This window comes from Streptomyces sp. ID05-26A (genome assembly GCF_033794685.1).
GTDB lineage: Bacteria > Actinomycetota > Actinomycetes > Mycobacteriales > Pseudonocardiaceae > Lentzea.
On sequence record NZ_JARAYZ010000001.1, the window covers coordinates 640,878 to 661,221 of the forward strand.

At 68.3% G+C, this 20,344-nt stretch carries 18 protein-coding genes; 4 read left to right on the forward strand and 14 right to left on the reverse strand.

The annotated features are described in order from the left end of the window. Positions 1-89 precede the first annotated feature (89 nt). On the forward strand, positions 90-800 hold the full coding sequence (locus PV646_RS03140) for a hypothetical protein (RefSeq protein ID WP_500339932.1): 711 nt from the start codon (positions 90-92) through the stop codon (positions 798-800). On the opposite strand, the gene PV646_RS03145 is transcribed toward PV646_RS03140, so the two are convergent. From PV646_RS03145 to PV646_RS03185, 9 genes are all read right to left on the reverse strand, one after another. Next, a complete protein-coding gene (locus PV646_RS03145; protein WP_500339933.1) occupies positions 797-1,786 on the reverse strand; it encodes an SAM-dependent methyltransferase in 990 nt (329 codons plus the stop codon). The two genes, PV646_RS03140 and PV646_RS03145, sit on opposite strands and share 4 nt — an antisense overlap. Next, positions 1,783-3,561 (reverse strand): FtsX-like permease family protein, encoded by a 1,779-nt coding sequence (locus tag PV646_RS03150; RefSeq protein WP_500339934.1) that lies wholly within the window; start codon positions 3,559-3,561, stop codon positions 1,783-1,785. The genes PV646_RS03145 and PV646_RS03150 overlap by 4 nt, the downstream gene beginning before the upstream one ends. A gap of 55 nt (positions 3,562-3,616) precedes the next feature. Further along, entirely contained in the window at positions 3,617-5,149 is a 1,533-nt protein-coding gene (locus PV646_RS03155; protein ID WP_500339935.1) for an alpha/beta hydrolase, read from the reverse strand. Positions 5,150-5,262: 113 nt separating this feature from the next. Beyond that, entirely contained in the window at positions 5,263-6,255 is a 993-nt protein-coding gene (gene alc / locus PV646_RS03160) for an allantoicase (protein WP_500339936.1), read from the reverse strand. Beyond that, positions 6,252-7,550 (reverse strand): allantoinase AllB, encoded by a 1,299-nt coding sequence (gene allB / locus PV646_RS03165; protein ID WP_500339937.1) that lies wholly within the window; start codon positions 7,548-7,550, stop codon positions 6,252-6,254. The genes alc and allB overlap by 4 nt, the downstream gene beginning before the upstream one ends. Then, complete coding sequence (locus PV646_RS03170; protein ID WP_500342252.1) at positions 7,547-8,542, reverse strand: glycerate kinase family protein; 996 nt, start codon at positions 8,540-8,542, stop codon at positions 7,547-7,549. The genes allB and PV646_RS03170 overlap by 4 nt, the downstream gene beginning before the upstream one ends. A gap of 5 nt (positions 8,543-8,547) precedes the next feature. Next, complete coding sequence (gene gcl, locus PV646_RS03175; protein ID WP_500339938.1) at positions 8,548-10,248, reverse strand: glyoxylate carboligase; 1,701 nt, start codon at positions 10,246-10,248, stop codon at positions 8,548-8,550. 3 nt (positions 10,249-10,251) lie between these two features. Further along, positions 10,252-11,109 (reverse strand): NAD(P)-dependent oxidoreductase, encoded by an 858-nt coding sequence (locus PV646_RS03180; protein ID WP_500339939.1) that lies wholly within the window; start codon positions 11,107-11,109, stop codon positions 10,252-10,254. Continuing rightward, the gene (locus tag PV646_RS03185) at positions 11,106-11,852 is read right to left on the reverse strand and encodes a hydroxypyruvate isomerase family protein (protein WP_500339940.1); all 747 of its coding nucleotides are present in this window, start codon (positions 11,850-11,852) and stop codon (positions 11,106-11,108) included. Before PV646_RS03185 ends, PV646_RS03180 begins: the two co-directional genes overlap by 4 nt. Positions 11,853-11,991: 139 nt before the next feature. Between PV646_RS03185 and uraD the strand changes: the two genes are divergently transcribed. Together uraD and pucL are read left to right on the forward strand one after the other, a co-directional pair. Next, complete coding sequence (gene uraD / locus PV646_RS03190; RefSeq protein WP_500339941.1) at positions 11,992-12,474, forward strand: 2-oxo-4-hydroxy-4-carboxy-5-ureidoimidazoline decarboxylase; 483 nt, start codon at positions 11,992-11,994, stop codon at positions 12,472-12,474. Positions 12,475-12,478: 4 nt separating this feature from the next. Further along, entirely contained in the window at positions 12,479-13,357 is an 879-nt protein-coding gene (gene pucL / locus PV646_RS03195) for a factor-independent urate hydroxylase (protein ID WP_500339942.1), read from the forward strand. On the opposite strand, the gene PV646_RS03200 is transcribed toward pucL, so the two are convergent. The 4 genes from PV646_RS03200 to aceB all read right to left on the reverse strand — a co-directional run bounded on the left by PV646_RS03200 (position 13,284) and on the right by aceB (position 17,795). Next, a complete protein-coding gene (locus tag PV646_RS03200) occupies positions 13,284-14,567 on the reverse strand; it encodes an NAD(P)/FAD-dependent oxidoreductase (RefSeq protein ID WP_500339943.1) in 1,284 nt (427 codons plus the stop codon). The two genes, pucL and PV646_RS03200, sit on opposite strands and share 74 nt — an antisense overlap. Before the next feature lie 30 nt (positions 14,568-14,597). Beyond that, positions 14,598-15,065, reverse strand: a complete 468-nt coding sequence (locus PV646_RS03205) for an Imm1 family immunity protein (RefSeq protein WP_500339944.1) — start codon at positions 15,063-15,065, stop codon at positions 14,598-14,600. A gap of 76 nt (positions 15,066-15,141) precedes the next feature. Continuing rightward, positions 15,142-16,311: a DUF6986 family protein gene (locus PV646_RS03210; protein ID WP_500339945.1), complete on the reverse strand. Its 1,170-nt coding sequence runs from the start codon at positions 16,309-16,311 to the stop codon at positions 15,142-15,144. Continuing rightward, positions 16,311-17,795 carry a malate synthase A gene (gene aceB, locus PV646_RS03215; RefSeq protein WP_500339946.1) on the reverse strand — a complete coding sequence of 495 codons (1,485 nt, stop codon included), beginning with the start codon at positions 17,793-17,795 and terminating at the stop codon, positions 16,311-16,313. The genes PV646_RS03210 and aceB overlap by 1 nt, the downstream gene beginning before the upstream one ends. Positions 17,796-17,871: 76 nt before the next feature. Here aceB and PV646_RS03220 point away from each other — a divergent pair, with 76 nt between their 5' ends. Beyond that, a complete protein-coding gene (locus PV646_RS03220; RefSeq protein WP_500339947.1) occupies positions 17,872-18,618 on the forward strand; it encodes an IclR family transcriptional regulator in 747 nt (248 codons plus the stop codon). A 405-nt stretch (positions 18,619-19,023) separates the two neighbouring features. Here the strand turns inward: PV646_RS03220 and ftsY are convergent, their stop codons facing one another. Then, a complete protein-coding gene (gene ftsY, locus PV646_RS03225; RefSeq protein WP_500339948.1) occupies positions 19,024-20,313 on the reverse strand; it encodes a signal recognition particle-docking protein FtsY in 1,290 nt (429 codons plus the stop codon). Positions 20,314-20,344 lie beyond the last annotated feature (31 nt).

Sequence of the window (20,344 nt, forward strand, 5' to 3'; positions counted from 1 at the left end):
GTGGGGCCGACGTTGTTACGTCCGCGTTTCGCGGTGTTCAACGCCCCGATTCGACCACCTCACGGGAGCCTTCTGATTACCGTGGGCTGATGCGCGCCTTCCTGATCGTGCTGATGGTCGTCCCCTGTTTGTTGCTCGCGGCACTCGGCGTGATCGGGTACAAGCTCCTGCACGCGTTCCCCGTTCAGCGGGGCGTGGAAACACCCGTCACCACACCACCGGAGCCCTCCCCTTACGAGCTGGCGGTCTCCAGCGCGGCAGAAGGCGGGTGGACCCTGCTGACGTCCTGGCGGCTGCAGGACGAGGGCGGTCCGGCCACGTGCGGAGAGGCCCACCGCCGCTACGCGTACCCGACGACGTTCGACGCGGGGCGCAGCGCCATGACCCTGAAGGCGACGCCGCAGTCCGGCCAGAAGCTCGTCCTGACCGCGGTGCGCGTCCGGTTCGTGAGCGCCGAGCCCCTCCCGCCCACGCCGCACCACCTGGCCCACTGCGCGGGTGACCACCAGCCCCCGGTGGTGCGCGCGGAGGGTCGCGCCGGCGAGGTCGTCGACGTCGGCGTGGCTCCGCGGGAGGTGGGTCCGGACGGCTTCCGCCAGGACTTCGCGGTCGAGGTGACCGGCACGCGGACGGCGACGTGGCAGGTCGAGGTGGACCTGACGATCGACGGGCTGGCGGTGACGAAGGTGCTCCCCAAGGCCTCCAGCGGACACCTGCTGGTCACCGCTCCCGTGCCGGCCGACGTCACCGGGCACGCGGTGTGGTGCGACCGAGCCTTCCGCGTCGGCGAGAGCTGCTAACCCGGCTTGCGCATCACCGCGCACCGGCCGAACCCGGTGACCGCGATGCGCACCAGTTCGAACCCGGCGGCCTCGGCCTCGGCGACCAGGTCCTCCGCCGGCCTGCCGAACGGCACGCCCCACCCCCGGTAGACCAGCCCGCGCAACCGGTACGCGCCCAGCCCCTCGCCCTCGGGCTCGGACTCCATCTCCTGCATGAACAGGTACCCGCCGGGTTCGAGCGCGGCCAAGACCATCGCGAGCGTGCCCGGCCTGCTGTCGCGCGGGAAGAACGGCTGCGCCCAGAACGCGGCGGAGAACGCGTCGCGTTCGGTGAAGTCGCGGGCGTCCTGGCAGCGGATGTCCACGCGGTCGGCGACGCCCAGCCGTTCGGCCGTCCGCCGGGCCTCCTCCGCCACCACCGGCAGCAGTTCGACGGCGGTCGCGCGGAGGTCCGGGTGCGACGACGCGAGGGAGAGCGTGGAGCCGGCGACGCCGCAGCCGACGTCCAGCCAGCGGCCGCGGCCGAGTGCGGCCGGGATCTCCTCCAGCTGGGTGAGCAGCAGGCCCATGACGGCGGCGCCCACCTCGCCCGCCCTGCCTCCCGCGGCACGGGCGATGGCCAGCGCGTCCTCTTCGGACAACGACGGGCCGCCGAGCTCCGGCACCGCGCGCAGCAGCACCAGCGCGTTGTCGAGGGAGTCGTCGAACCCGATGAACGCGTCGTCCGCGGTGAACTCCAGGAACGCCGGCGCGAGACGAGACGTCTCGTCTCGCAGCTCGGTCACCCCGTGCGCGACCAGCACGTCCACCACGTCGCGGACCCGTTCGACGGGCAGGCCGGAGAACTCCGCGAGCGCCTCGAAGCTCCTGGGCTCGCGCAGGAACCGGAACCAGCCCTGCTCCCGCAGCCTCGTCACCAGAGCCAGCACCTGGGCTCCCGCGGACCAGGACGACAGGCTCGCCTCGGCGGTCATGGCGAGCTGGAAGCGTTCCACGGGCGTCATCTGCCCATGATCGCCGATTCCCCGCTCGACCGCCGCAGCACGATCAACGGTGTGGACGCGATCAGCAACGCCACCACCAGGCCCGACACGATCACGACGGCGAACCCGGGGGTCGGCAGCGGTCCCTTCGTCGCGACCAGCGTGAGCACGCCCAGCACCACGCCGAGCCCGGTCATCGCCACCAGCGGCACGCCCGTCTCCAGCACCACCACGCGGCGCAGCTGGCCGAGAGTCGTCCCGCTCGCCCGCAGCAACGCGAACGAGCGGCGCCGTTCGAGCACTCCTCCGGCCGCGCCGGCGGCCAGTCCGCAGCCCGCGACCACCACCACGACCACGACGGCGAAGTGGACGACGGACTCGACGTCGTCCCAGAGCCGTTGCTCGCGCAGCACGAACTCGCGGCGGGTGTTGATGATGGCGTTCGGGGCGGCGACGGCCTCGCGGGTGCGGATGCGCTCCTCGTCGGCCACCGTGCCGTCGCTGACGATCTGCCGGTCGCCGCCGTCGTACACGGTCACCACGCCCGGAGGCGTCGCGGTGCCGGACTGGTCGCCGTACGCGCTGACCAGGCCGCTCAGGTACGTCGCCGCGAAAGCCGCGAACACCAGTGCGCTCGCCGCCCGGAACGATGCCTTCGGGTCCTGCTCGATCCGGCGCGCGGCCAGCACGGTCGTGGCGTCGGAGGCCCGCGCCAGCAACCGTCCGACCTGCAGGCACACCCACGGCCCGACGACGGCGACACCGACGAGGGTCGCGATCGCGAACAGCGCCGTCAGCTCGTCGAAGCCGGCCGCTGACGTGTACGTGACCAGGAACAACCCGCCGATCCCGACCACCAGCGGCAGCACCCGCACGGCGGTCGGCGGCTTGGCCGCGGCGCGCCGGATGATCCCGAGCGGGCCGATGTCGAGGCGGTGCACCGACGCCACGGCGACGAGCACCGCGAGCAACGGCACCGAAGCCAGCACGATCAACGGCGCACGCACGTCATCGGCGTGGAACGGAAAACCTTCGTACGTAACGGAAGAAGCAAGCACGCGACGCAAGCCTTCGTAAGCGAGCCACCCCACGAACGTCCCCGCCAGCGCGGCGATCCCGGTCTCCGCGGCCGCGATCGACGCCGTCTGCAACCGGGTGGCGCCGACCAGACGCAGCGCTGCCAATCGACGTTCTCGTTGTGCCGCAGCGATCCTGGTCGCCATCGCCACGAACACCACCACGGGCACGAGCAGCACCAGGGCAGCGATCCCGAGGATGATCCGGGTGAACGCGAAGAACGCGTGATCGGGCTCGGCGGCGATGCCGGACGCCCGGAACATGCCGGGCACCTGCCCACCGACCACGGCGACGAGCTGCGCGGGATGGGCCAGCACGTCCACGGGGATCGTGCCGGTGACGACACCCGGATACCGGTCGTCGAGCTGATCGTCCGGAGTGGACTCGAACAACCGCTGCATCGCCGGTGACGCAACGACTTCACCGTCACGCGGCAACGGGAAGCCAGGTGAAGGCGATGAGGGACCGACGTCCGCGACGTGGATCCGCAGCATCTGCTCGCCGTGGAAGTAGTCGGTGACGGCGAGCCACTGCACAGAGCCGGACCCCGGCGTGTCCGCGCGGGTGTACTGCCACGCCGAACGGTTGGACCGGCCCTGCAACGCGCTTTGGGCCGTGAGGCAAAGCATCAGCACCGTCACACCGACGGCCACGCCGAAGGCCGTGAACGCGAACCGCGCCCACGCATCCCTGCCGCGAGGCCACCACAGACCAGCCATGGCGCAGCACTATACCCCCGGCGTATACACCGGGGGTATAGCGGACGACCTGCTGTTAGGCGACCGAGAACGGACCCGCCGGGATCCGCGGCTTCACGGACATGGCCGACGGTCCGGCCGGCGGCTCGACAGCGGCACACGAGGTGCCGTTGCGCGGGAGCTTCAGCGAGACCAGGTACTCGTTGTTGATCTTCAGCGTGCACTCGCTGCGGTCGTAGACGCCATGGCCCCAGCCTTCGTAGGTCACGAAGACGGTGGTGTCACGGGACTGACGGTGCGCGTTGACAGCCCACTCGTACGCCGTCGCCGGGTCGTGCTTGGCGTTGGTGAGCAGGATCTTCGGCGCGTTCTTGATCTTCAGCGTGCGCTGCGGGTTCGTGGCCTTCGGGAACCCGACACAGCCCATCATGGCGCCGTGGCCGAGCGAGGAACCCCGCGTGTTCGGCGCGATCCGGTACTCCGACTTCGTCAGCGACTGGTACTCGCCCCACGAGCTGACGCGGAGGTTGTAGTCGTTGCAGAAGATGCCGGGGAACGGGTTGTCGAACGTCTCCTCAGCGAACGCCGAGAACGCCGACTTCGGGGCCTGCGCGCCGTCGATGATCTGCTTGATCTGCTCGGCGAACCGCTGCCAACTCGGCCCGTAGGCCATGCTGACCACACCGCCACCGAGGTCCTCCGGCGTCATCTTGACCGTCGGGTCCCACGGCGCGGGCACCTCACCGCGTTCCGCCTTGGCCAGCAGGTCCTTCCAGATCTTGCGGAGGTCCTGGCCGGCGAACGGCGAGGTGGCCGTGCGGTCGTTCCACTTGATCCACTCGTTGAACGAGTCCTCGGCGGTGCGTGCCTCGGAGTCGAGGAACTGCTTGGTGCCGAGGCTGTGGTCCATGTTGGAGTCGATGATCATGGCGCGGATGTTCTTGCCGAACTTCTCCGCGTAGTGCTGACCCATGATCGTGCCGTACGAGATGCCGTAGTAGTTGATCTTCTTCTCGCCCAGCGCGCGCCGGATGGAGTCGATGTCCTGCGCCACCTCCGCGGTGGAGGCGTTGTCGAAGATCGCGCCGGACTGCTTGCGGCAGTCCTCGCGCAGCGCCTTGTTGAACACGACCAGCGCGTCGAACTCGGCCTTGGTCTTCGGATAGCTCGACGGCGTCTTCTGCAACAACTCCGCCGAGCACTTGATCGGCGCACTGCGCGCGACGCCACGCGGGTCGAACCCGATGACGTCGAACTTGTCGACGATCTCCTTGCTGAAGTACCGGTCGGCGCCGAACGAGAAGTCGACACCCGACCCGCCCGGCCCACCGGGGTTGATCACCATCGCGCCGATGCGCTGGGACGGGTCGTTCGCCTTGCGGCGCGACACGGCCAACTGGAACTTCTCACCCCTCGGCTTGGCGTAGTCGATCGGCAACTCGAGGAAGCCGCAGTCGACCGTCGGCATCTCTTCGCACGGCTTCCAGTCGATCGCGCCGACCTTGTACTCCGGCTGCCCTTCCGGAGCCGCGATCGCGACCTGACTCGCACCTAGAACCAATGCAGAACTCGCGAGCGCGGCACCGAAGACGCGCACCATCGGTTGCATGGAATTCCTCCCTGGATCCCCGAACTTCCGGGAGGAACGCTTCCACCGATCGTGTGACGCAGACAACCAACCTAGGTAGGGATCAGAATCAGACCGTGGTCGGACAACCACCGTCAGTTAGTCGTTTTGGCCCACATCGTCTGAAGGTGTGCTACGCCGTCACTCGTAAGGGCGCCGAGGATTCGGAGGCGCGCCATGCCGCCGTCCGGATAGATGTCGAGGCGGACGGCCGTCGCCTCGGTCGCCTCCACGACGAACCGGTGCCGCGTGTCGGGCTGCAGCCGGGTGCGCGGGAGCAGGTCGAACCACGTGTCCGGGTCCGTGCGCTCGTCGCAGCCGCGGACGGACGCCCAGCCCGGCGCGTTGCCCTTGAAGTGGCTGGTGTCGAGCTCGACGAGCTGCACGACACCGGGTGCGGCGAGCCGGAGCGACACCCAGTCGTTGCCGTCGTCACGGCGGCGCGCGGTCTCCCAGCCCTCCCCCATGACCGTGGCCTGACCAGGGGCGATGAGGTTGTTGGGTGAGCTGTAGAACATGTTGCTGCAGCCGGTGACGACCGCGCCGTTCTCCAGCGCGGCGAGGTCGACTCCACCCACGAGCAGACGCGGGTCCGCGAGCGGTTCACCGTGCACGCGCAGCCGAGCCACACCGCCGTCGGGGTCGATGGTCAGCCGTACGTGCGTGACGCGGCGTCCTTCGGTGACGTCGAAGAAGTGCTTCTCGTCGCCCTTCAACGCGGTGCGTTCGACCAGCGGGAACCACTCGGTGATCTCGTCGGCGTTCGGGTAGCCCTCGACCTGGGCGCCCTCGACCCAGCAGAACGGCGGGTAGTTGCCCTTGAAGAACGCCGTGTCGACGACGATCCCACGCACGACACCGGGCATGCCGAGCCTGACCACGGCCTGGTCGACACCCTCCTCACGCCTCCGCCGGGTCTCCCAGCCGTCGTAGACCTGGCCTTTGTGGCCGAAGGTGTAGGTCTGGTAGACCGGCTCGGCGGGCTTGATCAGGTTCTCCCGCTCGGCGAACAGCTCGTCGTTCGCCCACACCACACCACCACCGGCCGCGCGCGAGGCGAGGTCGGGAAGCCGGGTCCACTCGGTCATGCTTCTCCTCTTCTGAGCAGTCTTCCTTGCGTCGTGCTGATCTCCTTGCCACGCAACCACGTCTGCCGCACGACGCCATGCAGCGTGCGACCGTGGTACGGCGTGACCGGGTTGCGGTGGTGGAGCTTGTTCTTGTCCACCACGAAGGTCTCGTCCGGCGCGAAGACCACGAGGTCCGCGTCCTTGCCGGCCTCGATGGCGCCCTTGGTCCCCAGCCCCACCTGCCGCGCGGGATGCGTGGACATCCAGCGGACGACATCGGTCAGGTGGAAGCCGCGTTCGCGTGCACCCGTCCACACCGCCGGCAGACCCAACTGCAACGACGCGATGCCGCCCCACGCGGTCGCGAAGTCGCCTTCCTTCAGCTCCACCGTGCTCGGCGAGTGGTCGCTGACGACCAGGTCGATCACGCCGTCGCGCAGGCCCTGCCACAGCGCCTCGCGGTTCTCCGCCTCGCGGATCGGCGGGCAGCACTTGAACTCCGTCTGCCCGTCGTGGATCTCCTCGGCGGTGAACGTGAGGTAGTGCGGGCAGGTCTCGGCGGTGATCGGCAGGCTTTCGCGCTTGGCGGCCTCCAGGATCGCGAGCGCGTCGGACGACGAGAGGTGCAGGACGTGCGTCCGCGCGCCGGTCTTGCGGGTCAGCGCCACGACGTCGCTGATCGCCTTGTTCTCGGCTTCGCGCGGCCGTGAGGCAAGGAACCCCGGATAGTCCGGTTCGGACTCACGGACCGTGTGCGCGTCTTCGGCGTGCACGATCGTCAACGCATCGAGCGTCGCCAACTGCCTGAGCGCCGCTTCCAGTTCGTCAGGGGTGACGGCCGGGAACTCGTCCACCCCCGAGTGCAGCAAGAAGCACTTGAAGCCGAAGACGCCGGCCTCGTGCAACGGCTTCAGGTCGGCGAGGTTGCCGGGGACGATGCCGCCCCAGAACCCGACGTCCACCGAGACGGTCGCCGCCGCCTTGCGCTTGATCTCCAGCGCGGCCGCCTCGACCGTCGGCGGGATGCTGTTGAGCGGCATGTCGATGATCGTCGTGACGCCACCGGCGGCCGCGGCGCGCGTGGCGGTCTCGAAGCCCTCCCACTCGCTGCGACCCGGGTCGTTGACGTGCACGTGGGTGTCGACCAGGCCTGGCAGCAGCACCTCGTCGTCCGCGAGGTGCACGACGTTCGGCGAGTCGAGGAACGGCTCGACGGCGACGATCCTGCCGTCGGCGACGCCCACGTCGCACGCGATCTCACCCTGCGGGGTCACGACCCTGCGGGCGCGGAAGACCAGGTCCATGTCCCTCACTGTGACACCCAGTCGCGGGCGATGCGACCGCCGAGAACGCCGAGGAGCGAATCTGCCCGGGCCATGCACCGGCTGACGTCCGGTTCGACGTCCACCAGCGCGTAGGCGGCCTTCAACCCCAGGTCACCGGGTTCGACCGAGCACTGCCCCGCCACCGCGACCACCGGCACGTCACCCGAGGCCTTCACGACCCCGTACGGCGCCTTGCCGTGCCGGGTCTGCGCGTCGAGCGAGCCCTCGCCGGTGATCACCAGCGACGCGTCCGCGACGGCCTCGGCGAACCCGGCCAGTTCCAGCACCACCTCGATGCCCGGCCGGAACCGGGCGCCGAGCACCGCCAGTGCCGCGAAGCCGATCCCACCGGCCGCACCCGCGCCGGGCCGTGAGGCGTGCTCCGGCCCGACCCGGTCGGCGAAGGCCCTGAGCCGTGCCTCGAGAAGCTCCACCTGCTCGGGTGACGCGCCCTTCTGCGGCCCGTAGACCGCCGCCGCGCCGGACGGCCCGAGCAGCGGGTTGTCCACGTCCGAGGCCAGCACCAGGTCGACGCCCGCGAACGACGCCCCGCCGAGCGCCTCCAGCATCCCCGCGCCGCCGTCCGTGCACGCGCTGCCGCCCAGCCCGAGCACGATCGTCGTGCAGCCGACGTCCAGTGCGGCCTTCAGCAGCTCGCCGACGCCGTAGCTGGTGGCGTCGAGCGGCGCGGGCCGCTCCAGCAACGTGAGCCCAGCCGCCGAGGCCACCTCGACCACGGCGGTCGTGCCCTTGACCGCGAAGGACGCGGGCACCGACCGGCCGACCGGCCCGGTGACCCAGCGCCCCACCTTCAGGAACCCGGCGGCGACGGCGGCGTCGACGGTCCCGTCGCCGCCGTCCGCCACCGGGAGGCAGCGCACGTCCACGTCCGGGACCGCCTCCCGCAGGCCGCGCGCGACAGCGGCGGCGACCTGCGGGGCGGTGAGCGATCCCTTGAACTTGTCCGGCGCGACGATCACGCGTGTCACGGCAGCGGCTCGAATTCCTTCATCGCGGCGATCGACGTGCCGTTCGCGGTGTTGCCCTCGCGTTCGATCATGATCTCCACGAGGACGGGTCGGCTGGTCCTGTCCGCCTCCTTGCGCGCCCACTCCAGCGAGGTGCGGATCTCGCTCGGATCGGCGACCCGGATGCCGGAGCAGCCGTAGGCCTCCATGATCTTCACGTTGTCCGAGCCGCTCGTGTCGTAGTGGATGTCGACCTCGTACTTCATGTCGTAACCACCGTGGTCCTCGGCCATCCTGATCAGGCCGAGGTACTCGTTGTTCAGCATGATCAGCACGAACGGCACGTCGTACTGGGCGCCGACCGCGAGTTCCTCCACGAGGAACTGGAACGAGTAGTCGCCGACGACACCGACGACCTCGGCGTCCGGCCGGGCCTTCTTCACGCCGATCGCCGCCGGGATCTCCCAGCCGAGCGGGCCGGCCTGGCCGCAGACCTGGTAGTGCCGCGGCTTGTGCGCCTTCTGGTGCTGGCCGGACCAGATCTGGTAGAGCCCGATGGCCGTGACGAAGTAGGTGTCCGGGCCGTAGAACTCGTTGATCTCCTTGAAGACCCGCGGTGCCTTGACCGGCACGGTGTCGAAGTCTTCTCGCCTGAGCAGCGTCCTCTTCAGCTCCTGGCACCGCTCCACCCACTCGCCCGCCGCGCGCGGACCACGAGCCTTCGCCTTCTCGAGGAGGGCCTGCAGGAACACCTTGGTGTCCGCGACGATCCCGAGGTCGGGCCCGAAGACCTTGCCGATCTGCGTCGGCTCGACGTCGACGTGGATGAACTTGCGGTCACCGCGGTAGGTCGCGAGGTCACCGGTGTGCCGGTCGCCGAAGCGCGCACCCAGCGCCAGCACCAGGTCCGACTCCAGGAACGACGCGTTGCCGTAGCGCTGCGAGGTCTGGATGCCGGTCATTCCCGCGTAGAGCGGGTGGTCCTCGTCGAGCGCGCCCTTGCCCATCAGCGTGGCCTGAACGGGGATCTGCAGGAACTCAGCCAGGTCCAGCAGCTCGGCGGACGCCTCGCCGAGGATGACACCGCCACCCGCGAGCAGCAGTGGGCGTTCGGCGGCGAGCAGCATCTCCAGCGCGCGCTCGACCCGTGCGTCACTCGGTGCGATTTTCGGCACTGGCAACGGTTCGTCGATCGTGGAGTCCCACTCGATCTCCTGCTTCTGCACGTCGATCGGCAGGTCGATCAGGACCGGGCCGGGCCGGCCGGAGCGGGCGATCCGGAACGCCTCGCGGAAGATCCACGGCATCTGCGCGGCTTCCTTGACCTGCACCGCCCACTTCGTGACGGGGGCGGCGATCGAGACGATGTCGACGGCCTGGAACGCCTCCTGGTGCAGCTTGGAGACGGCGGCCTGGCCGGTGATGCACAGGATCGGCACGGAGTCGGCCTGCGCGGTGTAGAGGCCGGTGATCATGTTCGTGCCGGCCGGGCCCGAGGTGCCGATCGCGACGCCGACGTTGCCGGTCGTGCGCGACCAGCCGTCGGCCATGTGTGTGGCGCCTTCCTCGTGCCGCACGATGAGGTGCTCGATCGAACCGTCCTGCTCCATCGCCTTGTACAGCGGGAGGATCGCGGCGCCGGGGCAGCCGAACACGACGTCGATGCCCTCGGACTTGAGGACCTCGACGACCGCTTGCATGACTGGGATCTTCGGCATGTGTCAGGCCCTTCCCGCGAAGTTCTCGATGACCTTGAGCAGCGCGGAGTGGTCGAGCGACCCGTAACCCTGCGCGCGTGCCGCCGCGACCAGTGCGGCGATCTGGTTGGTGACCGGCAGCGCGACGTCGGCGGCGCGTGCCGCGTCCAGTGCGATGCCCATGTCCTTGTGGTGCAGGTCGATCCGGAAGCCGGGCTGGAACTCGCGCGCGATCATGGACTCGCGCTTCAGGTCGAGGATCCGGTTCGCGGCGAGACCGCCGGCGAGCACGTCGAGTCCCGCCTTCGGGTCGACGCCACTCGCTTCCAGCAGCACGATCGACTCCGCGACGAGGGCGTAGATGCCGCCGACCATCAACTGGTTCGCGGCCTTCACGACCTGGCCCGCGCCGTGCGGTCCGACGTGGACGATCGTCTTGCCGACGACCTCCAGGAACGGCCTGGCGGCGGCGAAGTCGGCCTCGTCACCGCCGACCATGATGCTCAGCGACGCCTGGACCGCGCCGGTCTGACCGCCGCTCACCGGCGCGTCGAGCACGCGGACGTGCGTCAGCTTCTTCGCGATCTCGATCGAGGTGGACGGGCGGATCGTGCTCATGTCGATCAGCAGCGTGCCGTCGTCGAACGCGACCTCGTCGATCACCGCCTCGACCTGCGGGTGGTTCGGCAGCATCGTGATGACGACCTCGGCGCCGCTCACGGCCTCCTGAGCACTCGAAGCCGCTTTGCCGCCGTCTGCTTCCAGCTTCTCCAGCGAAGCCGAGCTGAGGTCGAAGCCCGTCACGTCGTGCCCGGCGGCTACGAGGTGGGCCGCCATCGGGCTGCCCATGATGCCGAGTCCGATGAAACCGATGCGGGTCATGCTTGATCCCTCCAAGCGAAGGAGTGGGTGACGGGCTTGTACTCGGCGCCGACGAAGCCCGTGTAACCGTTGGCGCGGAGCTTCGCGAGATGCCCGAAGAGGTCGAGCTCGCCGGTGCCGGGCTCGCCTCGTCCGGGAGCGTCGGCGATCTGCACGTGACCGATGCGGTCGACGTGGTCGGCGAGGAGGTCGAGGTCGTCGCCGTTCGTGGCGAGGTGGTAGAGGTCCGCGAGCAGCTTCACGTTGCCGCGGTCGATCTCGTCCATGAGCTCGAACGCCTGGTGGGCGGTCTTGATCGGGTACTTCGGCGCGCCGCTCAGCGGTTCGATCACGAGCTGGGCGCCGATCTCCGCCGCGACGTCGGCGGCGAAGCGGTAGTTGGAGACGGTCTGCGCGGTGGTCTCGAAGTTGCCGTGCAGCGCGTTGAGGGTGCGGCAACCGAGGCGGGCCGCTATGGCCGCGGTGATCTCGACGTTCGTGCGGAACTCCGTCTCGCGGCCCGGCCAGCTCGCGAGGCCCCGGTCTCCCGCGGGCATGTCGCCCGCGTAGAAGTTCAGCCCGACGAGGCGCACCTGCGCGTCGACGACGGCGCCTTCGAACGCCTCGATCTCACGTGTCTCGGGTACGGCGTCCGCGAACGGCCACCAGATCTCGACCGCGTCGAACCCGGCGGCGCGTGCCGCGGCCGGACGCTCCAGCAACGGCAGCTCGGTGAAGAGCATGGACAGGTTTGCGTCGAACATCTTGGGCTGTTCCTTCCCACCCGAGGGAAATTCCACTCTGCGGAAGTTGGATTTCGTACTACGGAGACACTAGACATCTCGCGCGGGCCGGGTCAAGAATGTGGAAGTTCAATTCCGCGATGTAGAAACTTGGAGAGCCGTGGACAGCTTCAACAGCGCCCCGGAGGCCGAACTCCGCCCTCTGCTCACCGAGTGCCTCGCGGTACCCCGCTGGATCGACGCGGTGGTGGCGGGCAGGCCCTACGCGTCGGTGGATGCTCTCCTCGCGGCTTCTTCGGTTGCCGCACAAGGACTTTCCGACGAGGAGGTGCTCGGCGCCATCGCCGGGCACCCGCGCATCGGCGAACGACAGAAGACAGGTGGGGTGTCGGCGAGGTGGTCGCGGTCCGAACAGTCCGGCGTCGACAGCTCCCAGGCTGATCGCCTGGCGGAGGCCAACGCCGCGTACGAGGATCGGTTCGGGCACATCTACCTGGTGTGCGCGACCGGCCTGAGCGGTGCGGAAATGCTCGGCAACCTGTCCAGTCGCATGGACAACCCGCCAGATGTCGAGCTCCGCGTCGTCAACGACGAACTCGCGAAGATCGCCGCCTTGCGGCTGCAGAAGCTGATCGGGAGCTGATTTCATGGCCATCGTCCTGGGCCCCAACCAGTACGGAAAGGCGGAGAACCGCCTCGTCACCGTGTCGCGCAACGGTTCCGTGCACACGATCAAAGACCTGACCGTCAGCACCTCGCTGCGCGGAGACCTCTCCGACACGCACCTCACCGGCGACAACGCCAAGGTGCTCGCGACCGACACGCAGAAGAACACCGTCTACGCGTTCGCCAAGGAGGCGCCGGTCGGGGAGATCGAGGACTTCGCGCTGCGCCTCGGCCGGCACTACGTCGGTTCGCAGGAACCGATCACGGGCGCGCGCATCCTGATCGACGAGCACTCGTGGGACCGCATCGACGGCCACGACCACTCGTTCGTCCAGGGCTCGAACGAGAAGCGCACCACCGCCGTGACGATCGAGGGCTCACAGGCGTGGGTCGTGTCGGGCGTGCGCGACATGGTGGTGCTGAAGTCGACGGGGTCGGAGTTCCACGGTTACCCGAAGGACCCGTACACGACGTTGAAGGAGACGAACGACCGCATCCTGGCTACGTCGGTGACGGCCCGCTGGCGCTACATCGGCACGGACGTCGACTGGGCGAAGTCGTTCACCGAGATCCGGTCCGTGATGCTGAAGACGTTCGCGGACAAGCACTCTCTCTCGTTGCAGCAGACGCTGTACGCGATGGGCGAGGCCGTGCTGCAGTCACGTCCGGAGGTCGCCGAGGTACGGCTTTCCATGCCGAACAAGCACCACTTCCTCGTGGACCTCAGCGCGTTCGGCCTGGAGAACGACAACGAGGTCTTCTACGCGGCGGACCGTCCGTACGGGCTCATCGAGGGGTCGATCCTGCGGGACGACGCTCCGGACGCGGGCCTTGCCTGGAGTACTTTGCCAGCCTTCTGAACACCACCGGGTTGAGCAGCGTCGCCGGCGAGGCGACCATGTGCACGACCCGGACGAAGCGGCGGAACAGGTCGGGGTCGTGCACGATCCCGGCCTGCCACTTCTTCAGGTACCAGCCGAGCAGCCCGCCGCGCGTGGCCTCCACCCAGTTGCGGTCGGCGTTGCTGGACATCGCCCAGGACGCCTTCGCGGTCCGGGCGATCTTCCGCTGGAACCGCCGGCACCCCTGAGCGCTGAAGTCCTCGTGCCGCCGGAACAGCAGAGCCTCCATCGTCGCCACGGTGATCCCCTGCCCGTACACGGGGTTGAACGCGCACACCGCGTCTCCCACCGCGACCAGCCCACCCGGCCAGTTCGCCACGTCCTCGAAAGCGTTGCGACGACTGGCAGTGCGGGCGAACAGGTAGACGGGCGTCAGCGGTTCGGCGTCGGCGAGCATCTCGGAAATGGGCACCCGCAACGAGTCCAGGAACTCCTGGTAGCCGTCGAGGTCGCGCGGCGGATGATCACCCAAGGCTCCCTGCGCGGTGACCATCAGCCGGTCACCCTCCACGCGCATCGCCGCGACCCCTCGCGGCAGGTTCGGCGCGGACAGGCTTTCGGCGTACACCACGGGAAAGCCGGCCGGCGCTGTGTAGAGGCGGGTCGCGTACCCGGTACCGGAATCGACCACCTCGGGTTCCGGCGTCGTGATCCCCGCCTCGGCGAGCCAGGACGGCAGCTTCGACGACCTGCCGGACGCGTCGACGACCAGGTCCGCGTCGACCCGGCCGTCCCGCGTGAGCACACCGTCGACCACGCCGTCGCGGAACGACAGCCCGGTGACGTGCACGCCGTCCACGATCTCGGCACTGACCCGCCGCCGGATGCAGGTCTCCAGCAGCGGGCGGCTCAACGACAGCAGCGGCATGCCCAGGTGTGTCTTGGCGAGCCAGCCGAGCGGGTTGAGGATCTGCATGTCCCCGGCGTCGGCGAGCACCGCGCCCTCCGCCACGAGCTCGGCGCGCAGGCCGGGGAACAACTCCTCCAGGAGTTCGCCGCCCCGCACCAGCAGTCCGTGCGTGTGTCTTCCCTGCGGCACACCCGCGCGGTACTCGGGCTCGTTCGTCAACTCGTCACGTTCCAGGACCACGACTTCGTCGCACGTCTCGGTCAGCACCCGAGCGGCGAGCAAGCCGGCGATTCCCCCACCCATCACCACGGCCTTCATACGGCCATCTAACCAGCGCTGGGCTGAGAGTCAGTGGTTCTCGGTCGCCCGCAACGACATCTGCTGATCACGCCACGAGTGGAACAGGTCCGCCTCGGAGTACCAGTCGACGCCGGTCGGCCGTTCGCCGGAGACCATGAACTCGATCAGCAACTGCCGGTACAGGTCGAGCGGAACGCCTGTGCCGGGCGGGAAGTCCGTGTACTTCTCGTTGACGTACGGCGCTTCCGCGAAACCCCTCGGCCAGCCCATGAAGCGGTTGTCGACGTAGTACATGTAGCCCCACGCACCGCGCACGGCCAGCACGACGTTGTGGTCCGGTTCCCCGTCGCTGGTGAGATCGCGGCCGAAGTGGTCGAGCGACCCGTCGTTGCACTCGGGCCGGCCGAGCAGCCGGATCAGCGTGTCCACATCCGCATCACACGCGACGACCTGGTACTTGTGCTCCGCGGAGTCGAGGTCGGGTAACCCGGTCCAGAGGCCGGCTCGCATGGTCATGCGAGCCACCCTGCACCCAAATGCCGGGAACATTCGACAGCCATGGACAGAACCACACGAACGGGTGATGCCCCGATCAGCTCGATCGGGTTACGAGCCCGCGCAGTGCTGACTCGTCCAGCCCCGTCGCGGCCTGCACCTCCACCGGATCGAGAGCACCGCAGTCCACCGCGCGGAGAAAGAACGCGGAGAGTGCCTGGGCGGTCGCCGGCTCGTCCAGCACGCCTCCCGAAACGTGTTCCACGTAGGCCTTCAAACGCGCGGCGTCCGCGGCCAGACCTTCGCGGTAGAAACCGTAAACAGCCGCATATCGTGTCACCAGTTGTGCCGGGTGCAGGTCCCAGCCCTGGTAGAAACCGTGTTCCAGCGAACGTCGCGTCAGCCGGTAGTGGGTGTCCCAGCCGAACTGCTTCTGGTCGCCGACGGGAAGCACGTTGCTGGACCCGTCCGAGAGCCGCACACCCGTTCCGGCCGCGGACACCTGCATCACGTGCCGGGCGAAGTCGCACGCGCCGTGCGCCAGGTGCTGCTGCGCCGCGGACAGCCCGCAGTCCGCTGTGTAGTCGTAGGTGCCGAAGTGCAGACCGGTCACGCGTCCACGCCCCGCCGCGATGAACCGGGGGATCGCCAGGCGCCCCTCACCGTCCACAACGGACCGAGTGGTCTCGACCTGGATCTCGAACTTCAGATCCTTGCCGAAGAGGTCGAGCACCTCGCCGAAGACCTCAACCTGCTCGACCGAGGTCACCTTCGGGAAGGTGATCACGAATCCCGGCGGCACGTCACCCAGCGCCGTCAGGAAGATGTCCAGCGTGCGCAGTCCGCGTTCACGCAGTTCGGCCGTGTCGAAGGACTTGATGCGCAGCCCGAAAGACGGTGGCGCGGTGCCTTCGGCGACCCAGCGCGACAACAGGATCGCCGTGCTCTCGGCGTCCATGTCCTCGACGTCGTCCTCGGGCGCGCCGTAGCCGTCCTCGAAGTCGATCCTCAGGTCCTCGACCGGTTCCCTGCGCAGCTTGGCCTCGACGCGCTCCAGCACGCCTTCGGGCAGTTCCGGCAGCAGTTCCGGCTCGATCGACTCGAGGGCCTCGCGCCCCCAGTCGGCGATCGTGGACCCGATGATGCGCCCGGCGGGCACGTAGCACGTGTGCACGGGCTGACGACCCACCGGCCAACTGCGTTCCACAGTGGACAAACGCGCGGTGAGTCGCGCGACGTCGTCGGGAGACAGCGATGTCTCGTACATCAGATGCGCTCGTACGCCGGCAGCGTCAGGAAGTCCACGAAGTCCTCGGACAACGCGACCTGTTCGAACAGCTCGACGGCGGCCGCGACGTGCGGTCCTTCGAGCTCGCCCCCGACCCGCGCCAGCACGTCCCGCACGGCGTCGGCGGTGACCTGCGTGCCGTCGTCGAGCACGACCTTGTTGTTGATCCACTGCCAGATCTGCGACCTGCTGATCTCCGCGGTGGCCGCGTCCTCCATCAGGTTGTGGATCGCCGCAGCCCCGTTGCCCCCGAGCCAGGACGCGATGTAGCGCACGCCCACGTCGACAGCGGCCTCCAGCCCGGCCCGCGTGGCGGAACCACCCGCGGACTTGAAGTCCAGCAGCTGTTCGGCGGTGACGCTGACCTCCGGACGCTGCTTGTCGATCTGGTTGGGCCGGTCACCCAGCACCCCGTCGAAGATCTCACGGCAAATCGGCACGAGATCAGGATGCGCCACCCACGACCCGTCGAAACCATCGTTCGCCTCGCGCGTCTTGTCCTCACGAACCTTGCGCAACGCGTTCTCGGTGACCTCGGGATCACGCCGGTTCGGAATGAACGCCGCCATACCGCCCATGGCGAACGCCCCGCGCTTGTGACACGTCTTCACCAGAAGCTCGGTGTACGCGCGCATGAACGGCGCCGTCATCGTCACGCTGTTGCGGTCCGGCAGCACGTAGTCAGCACCCGCGTCACGGAAGTACTTGATGACGCTGAACAGGTAGTCCCACCTGCCCGCGTTGAGCCCCGACGCGTGGTCACGCAGTTCGTAGAGGATCTCCTCCATCTGGAACGCGGCCGGAATCGTCTCGATGAGCACCGTCGCCCGCACAGTGCCGTGCGGCACTCCCAACAACTTCTGCGCCGTGGTGAAAACGTCGTTCCACAGCCGTGCCTCGAGATGCGACTCCATCTTCGGCAGGTAGTAGTACGGCCGCCCAAGCTCAGCGTTGTGGAAGAAGTGCAACCCGAAGTCCACCAGCGCACCGACAGCGTTCTTCCCACCGAACTGCAGGTTCCGCTCGTCGAGATGCCACCCACGCGGCCGCACGACGATCGTCGGGTACGGCCCACCCTTGAGCGCGTACTCCTTGCCCTCGGGCGAGGTGAACGAGATGGTCCGCCGCTCCGCCTCGTACAGGTTCACCTGCCCCTGCACGACGTTGTCCCAGTGCGGCGTGTTCGCGTCCTCGAGGTCGGCAAGCCACACCTTCGCGCCGGAGTTCAGCGCGTTGATCGTCATCTTGCGCTCGGTGGGCCCGGTGATCTCCACGCGCCGATCCCTCAACGCCTCCGGCGCCGGAGCAACCGTCCACTCCCCGTCCCGCACGTCCTGAGTCTCGGGCAAGAACCCGAGGGGCCGGCGCTCCTTGCGAAGGGCGAGCAACTCGTCCCTGCGGGCGGCGTGCGCCTCATGCAGCTTCGCGACGAACTCAAGAGCCTCTTCGGTCAGGACCTGCACCAGAATCCACCTCTCTCGGTTTTGCTGTGTGGACTATAGTTTTTGCATTGCGGAACTGCAACGGGAGGAGCCGCACGTGTCCACAGGTGGCGTGCAGTCCCTGCAAAGGGCCTTCGACCTGCTAGAACGACTGGCAGACGCAGGCGGTGAAGCGTCGTTGTCCGAACTAGCGACAACGTCCGGCCTCCCCCTGCCCACGATCCACCGCCTGATCCGCACCCTTGTCACGCTGGGCTATGTGCGCCAGAACAGCAACCGCCGCTACACCCTCGGCTCACGCCTGATCCGCCTGGGCGAGACCGCCTCCCGCCAATACGGCACCTGGGCAAGACCACTGCTGTCGCAACTGGTCGACTCGGTGGAGGAAACGGCGAACCTGGCAGTCCTGGACGGCGACGAGGTCGTCTACGTGGCACAAGTACCGTCAAAGCACTCGATGCGCATGTTCACAGAGGTAGGCCGCCGCCTACTGCCCCACGGCACAGGCGTGGGCAAGGCGATGCTCTCGCAACTACCGCGCAACGACGTACGCGCACTCCTGGAACGCACGGGCCTGCCCGCCTACACGTCGAACACGATCACAGACGCCACAGAACTCCTGAACGAACTGGACGAGATCTCGGCCCGAGGCTTCGCACTGGACGAGTCAGAACAGGAACTGGGCGTCCGCTGCATCGCAGTCCCAGTAGTAGGCGGCCCAACCCTGGCAGCAGTCTCGGTGTCGGGCCCAGAGGGCAGACTCACGAAGGACGCGGTAACCCGCATCCTCCCGGAGGTACTGGCAGTGGCAAAACGACTGGCAGACCAAGCAGCAACAGCCTGATCGCAAGCGACGCCGAAGGCGAGCCGTCCGTCTTTCGTCTTTAGCAAGCGGTCCAGGCGGTGGGGTCCCATCACGAGTCGCGCCATAGCTCTTGCTGCATGCCTGGAGGGGTGTCAACTCGACGCGCTTTTTGTCGAGTTGACACCCCTCCAGGCATGTGGCCCGCTCTTGGTGCGACTCGTGATGGGACCCCACCGCCAACGCAACCTTCTAAGCAACGTGCAGCCGCCCAACGCAACAGGCGTGCCATCTACCCACGGGCGGCGCGGGCCCCCTGATCAGATTGCCGGGGGTCTGGGGGCAGCGCCCCCAGGGGAAGCACGCAACGCAAGGTCGCCGCCCGCAAGGTGACCACAGGACAAGGTCAGCGGACCGCAAAGGCGACCACCCGCAAGCTGACGCAGATCAGCCGAGCAGAGCGTCGACAAACGCCCCAGGCTCGAACGGAGCCAGATGGTCGGCACCTTCCCCGAGCCCGACCAGCTTGACCGGCACCCCGAGCTCACGCTGAACCTGAAAAACGATCCCACCCTTGGCAGTACCGTCCAACTTGGTCAGCACGATCCCGGTGATGTCCACCTGCTCAGCGAACACCCGAGCCTGGGTCAACCCGTTCTGCCCGGTGGTGGCGTCCAGAACCAGCAGGACCTCGTCCACCACAGCCTGCTTCTCCACCACGCGCTTGACCTTGCCAAGCTCGTCCATCAGGCCCTTCTTGGTGTGCAACCGCCCAGCCGTGTCGATCAACACGGTGTCGACACCGGTGTCGACACCGCGCTTCACAGACTCGAACGCCACCGAGGCGGGATCCCCACCCTCAGGCCCACGCACAGTCTCAGCGCCAACCCGCTTGCCCCAGGTCTCCAGCTGGTCGGCAGCAGCGGCACGGAACGTGTCAGCGGCCCCCAGCAGCACAGTGCGACCGTCAGCCACGAGAACGCGAGCGAGCTTGCCGGTGGTGGTGGTCTTCCCAACCCCGTTGACACCGACGACAAGCAGCACAGCCGGCTTGCCGGCGTGCGGCAGAGCCTTCAGGGACCGATCCATCCGAGGCCCGAGCGCATCAACCAGAACCGTCCGAACCAAAGCCTGAGCCTCAGCCTCGGTCCGAACCCCGGCCCCAGCGATCTTCGACCGCAAAGTAGCAACGATCTCGGTGGTCAACGCCGCCCCGAGATCAGCGATCAGCAGCGTGTCCTCGACGTCCTGCCACGAGTCCTCGTCCAGATCACCCGCACCGAGCAACCCCAGCAACGAGGACCCGAACGCGTTGCGCGACTTCGAGAGCTTCCCGCGCAACCGCTCCAACCGCCCCGCGGTCGGCTCGATCTCCTCGACCTCGGACGCCTCGACGGGCAGGTCGACCTCGACGAAGCCGCGCTTCACCGAGTCGCGCGGCACGGAGGCGTCGTCCCCGACCCCGGGCTGACCGTCCACCTCGGTCCGGTCAGCGACCGGATGCGGCACCACCGGGGTCACCTCGGCGACGGCGACCGCCTCTGCCACAGGCGCGTCGGGTGCCGCCGGGGTCAGCGAGATCCCCGACGACGCCTGGTATCCGCCAGGCCTCGGCGTCTCCTCCTTCTGGGTCAGGCTGATGCGACGGCGACGCGTCAGCACCACACCGGTCACCAGCGCGGCGATCAGCAAGACCGCCACGACGACGAGGATCAGGACAAGGGAGGACGTCGACACGGACTCATGGTTTCACAGACCCGCATGTGAC

Coding starts and splice junctions, on each gene's coding strand:
- PV646_RS03185 (WP_500339940.1), bottom strand. CDS start 11,852: ATGTTCGACGCAAACCTGTCCATGCTCTTCACCGAGCTGCCGTTGCTG.
- PV646_RS03210 (WP_500339945.1), bottom strand. CDS start 16,311: ATGTACGAGACATCGCTGTCTCCCGACGACGTCGCGCGACTCACCGCG.
- alc (WP_500339936.1), bottom strand. CDS start 6,255: ATGACCGAGTGGACCCGGCTTCCCGACCTCGCCTCGCGCGCGGCCGGT.
- PV646_RS03145 (WP_500339933.1), bottom strand. CDS start 1,786: ATGACGCCCGTGGAACGCTTCCAGCTCGCCATGACCGCCGAGGCGAGC.
- pucL (WP_500339942.1), top strand. CDS start 12,479: ATGGCCATCGTCCTGGGCCCCAACCAGTACGGAAAGGCGGAGAACCGC.
- PV646_RS03205 (WP_500339944.1), bottom strand. CDS start 15,065: ATGACCATGCGAGCCGGCCTCTGGACCGGGTTACCCGACCTCGACTCC.
- PV646_RS03150 (WP_500339934.1), bottom strand. CDS start 3,561: ATGGCTGGTCTGTGGTGGCCTCGCGGCAGGGATGCGTGGGCGCGGTTC.
- PV646_RS03180 (WP_500339939.1), bottom strand. CDS start 11,109: ATGACCCGCATCGGTTTCATCGGACTCGGCATCATGGGCAGCCCGATG.
- PV646_RS03200 (WP_500339943.1), bottom strand. CDS start 14,567: ATGAAGGCCGTGGTGATGGGTGGGGGAATCGCCGGCTTGCTCGCCGCT.
- PV646_RS03155 (WP_500339935.1), bottom strand. CDS start 5,149: ATGCAACCGATGGTGCGCGTCTTCGGTGCCGCGCTCGCGAGTTCTGCA.
- gcl (WP_500339938.1), bottom strand. CDS start 10,248: ATGCCGAAGATCCCAGTCATGCAAGCGGTCGTCGAGGTCCTCAAGTCC.
- PV646_RS03140 (WP_500339932.1), top strand. CDS start 90: ATGCGCGCCTTCCTGATCGTGCTGATGGTCGTCCCCTGTTTGTTGCTC.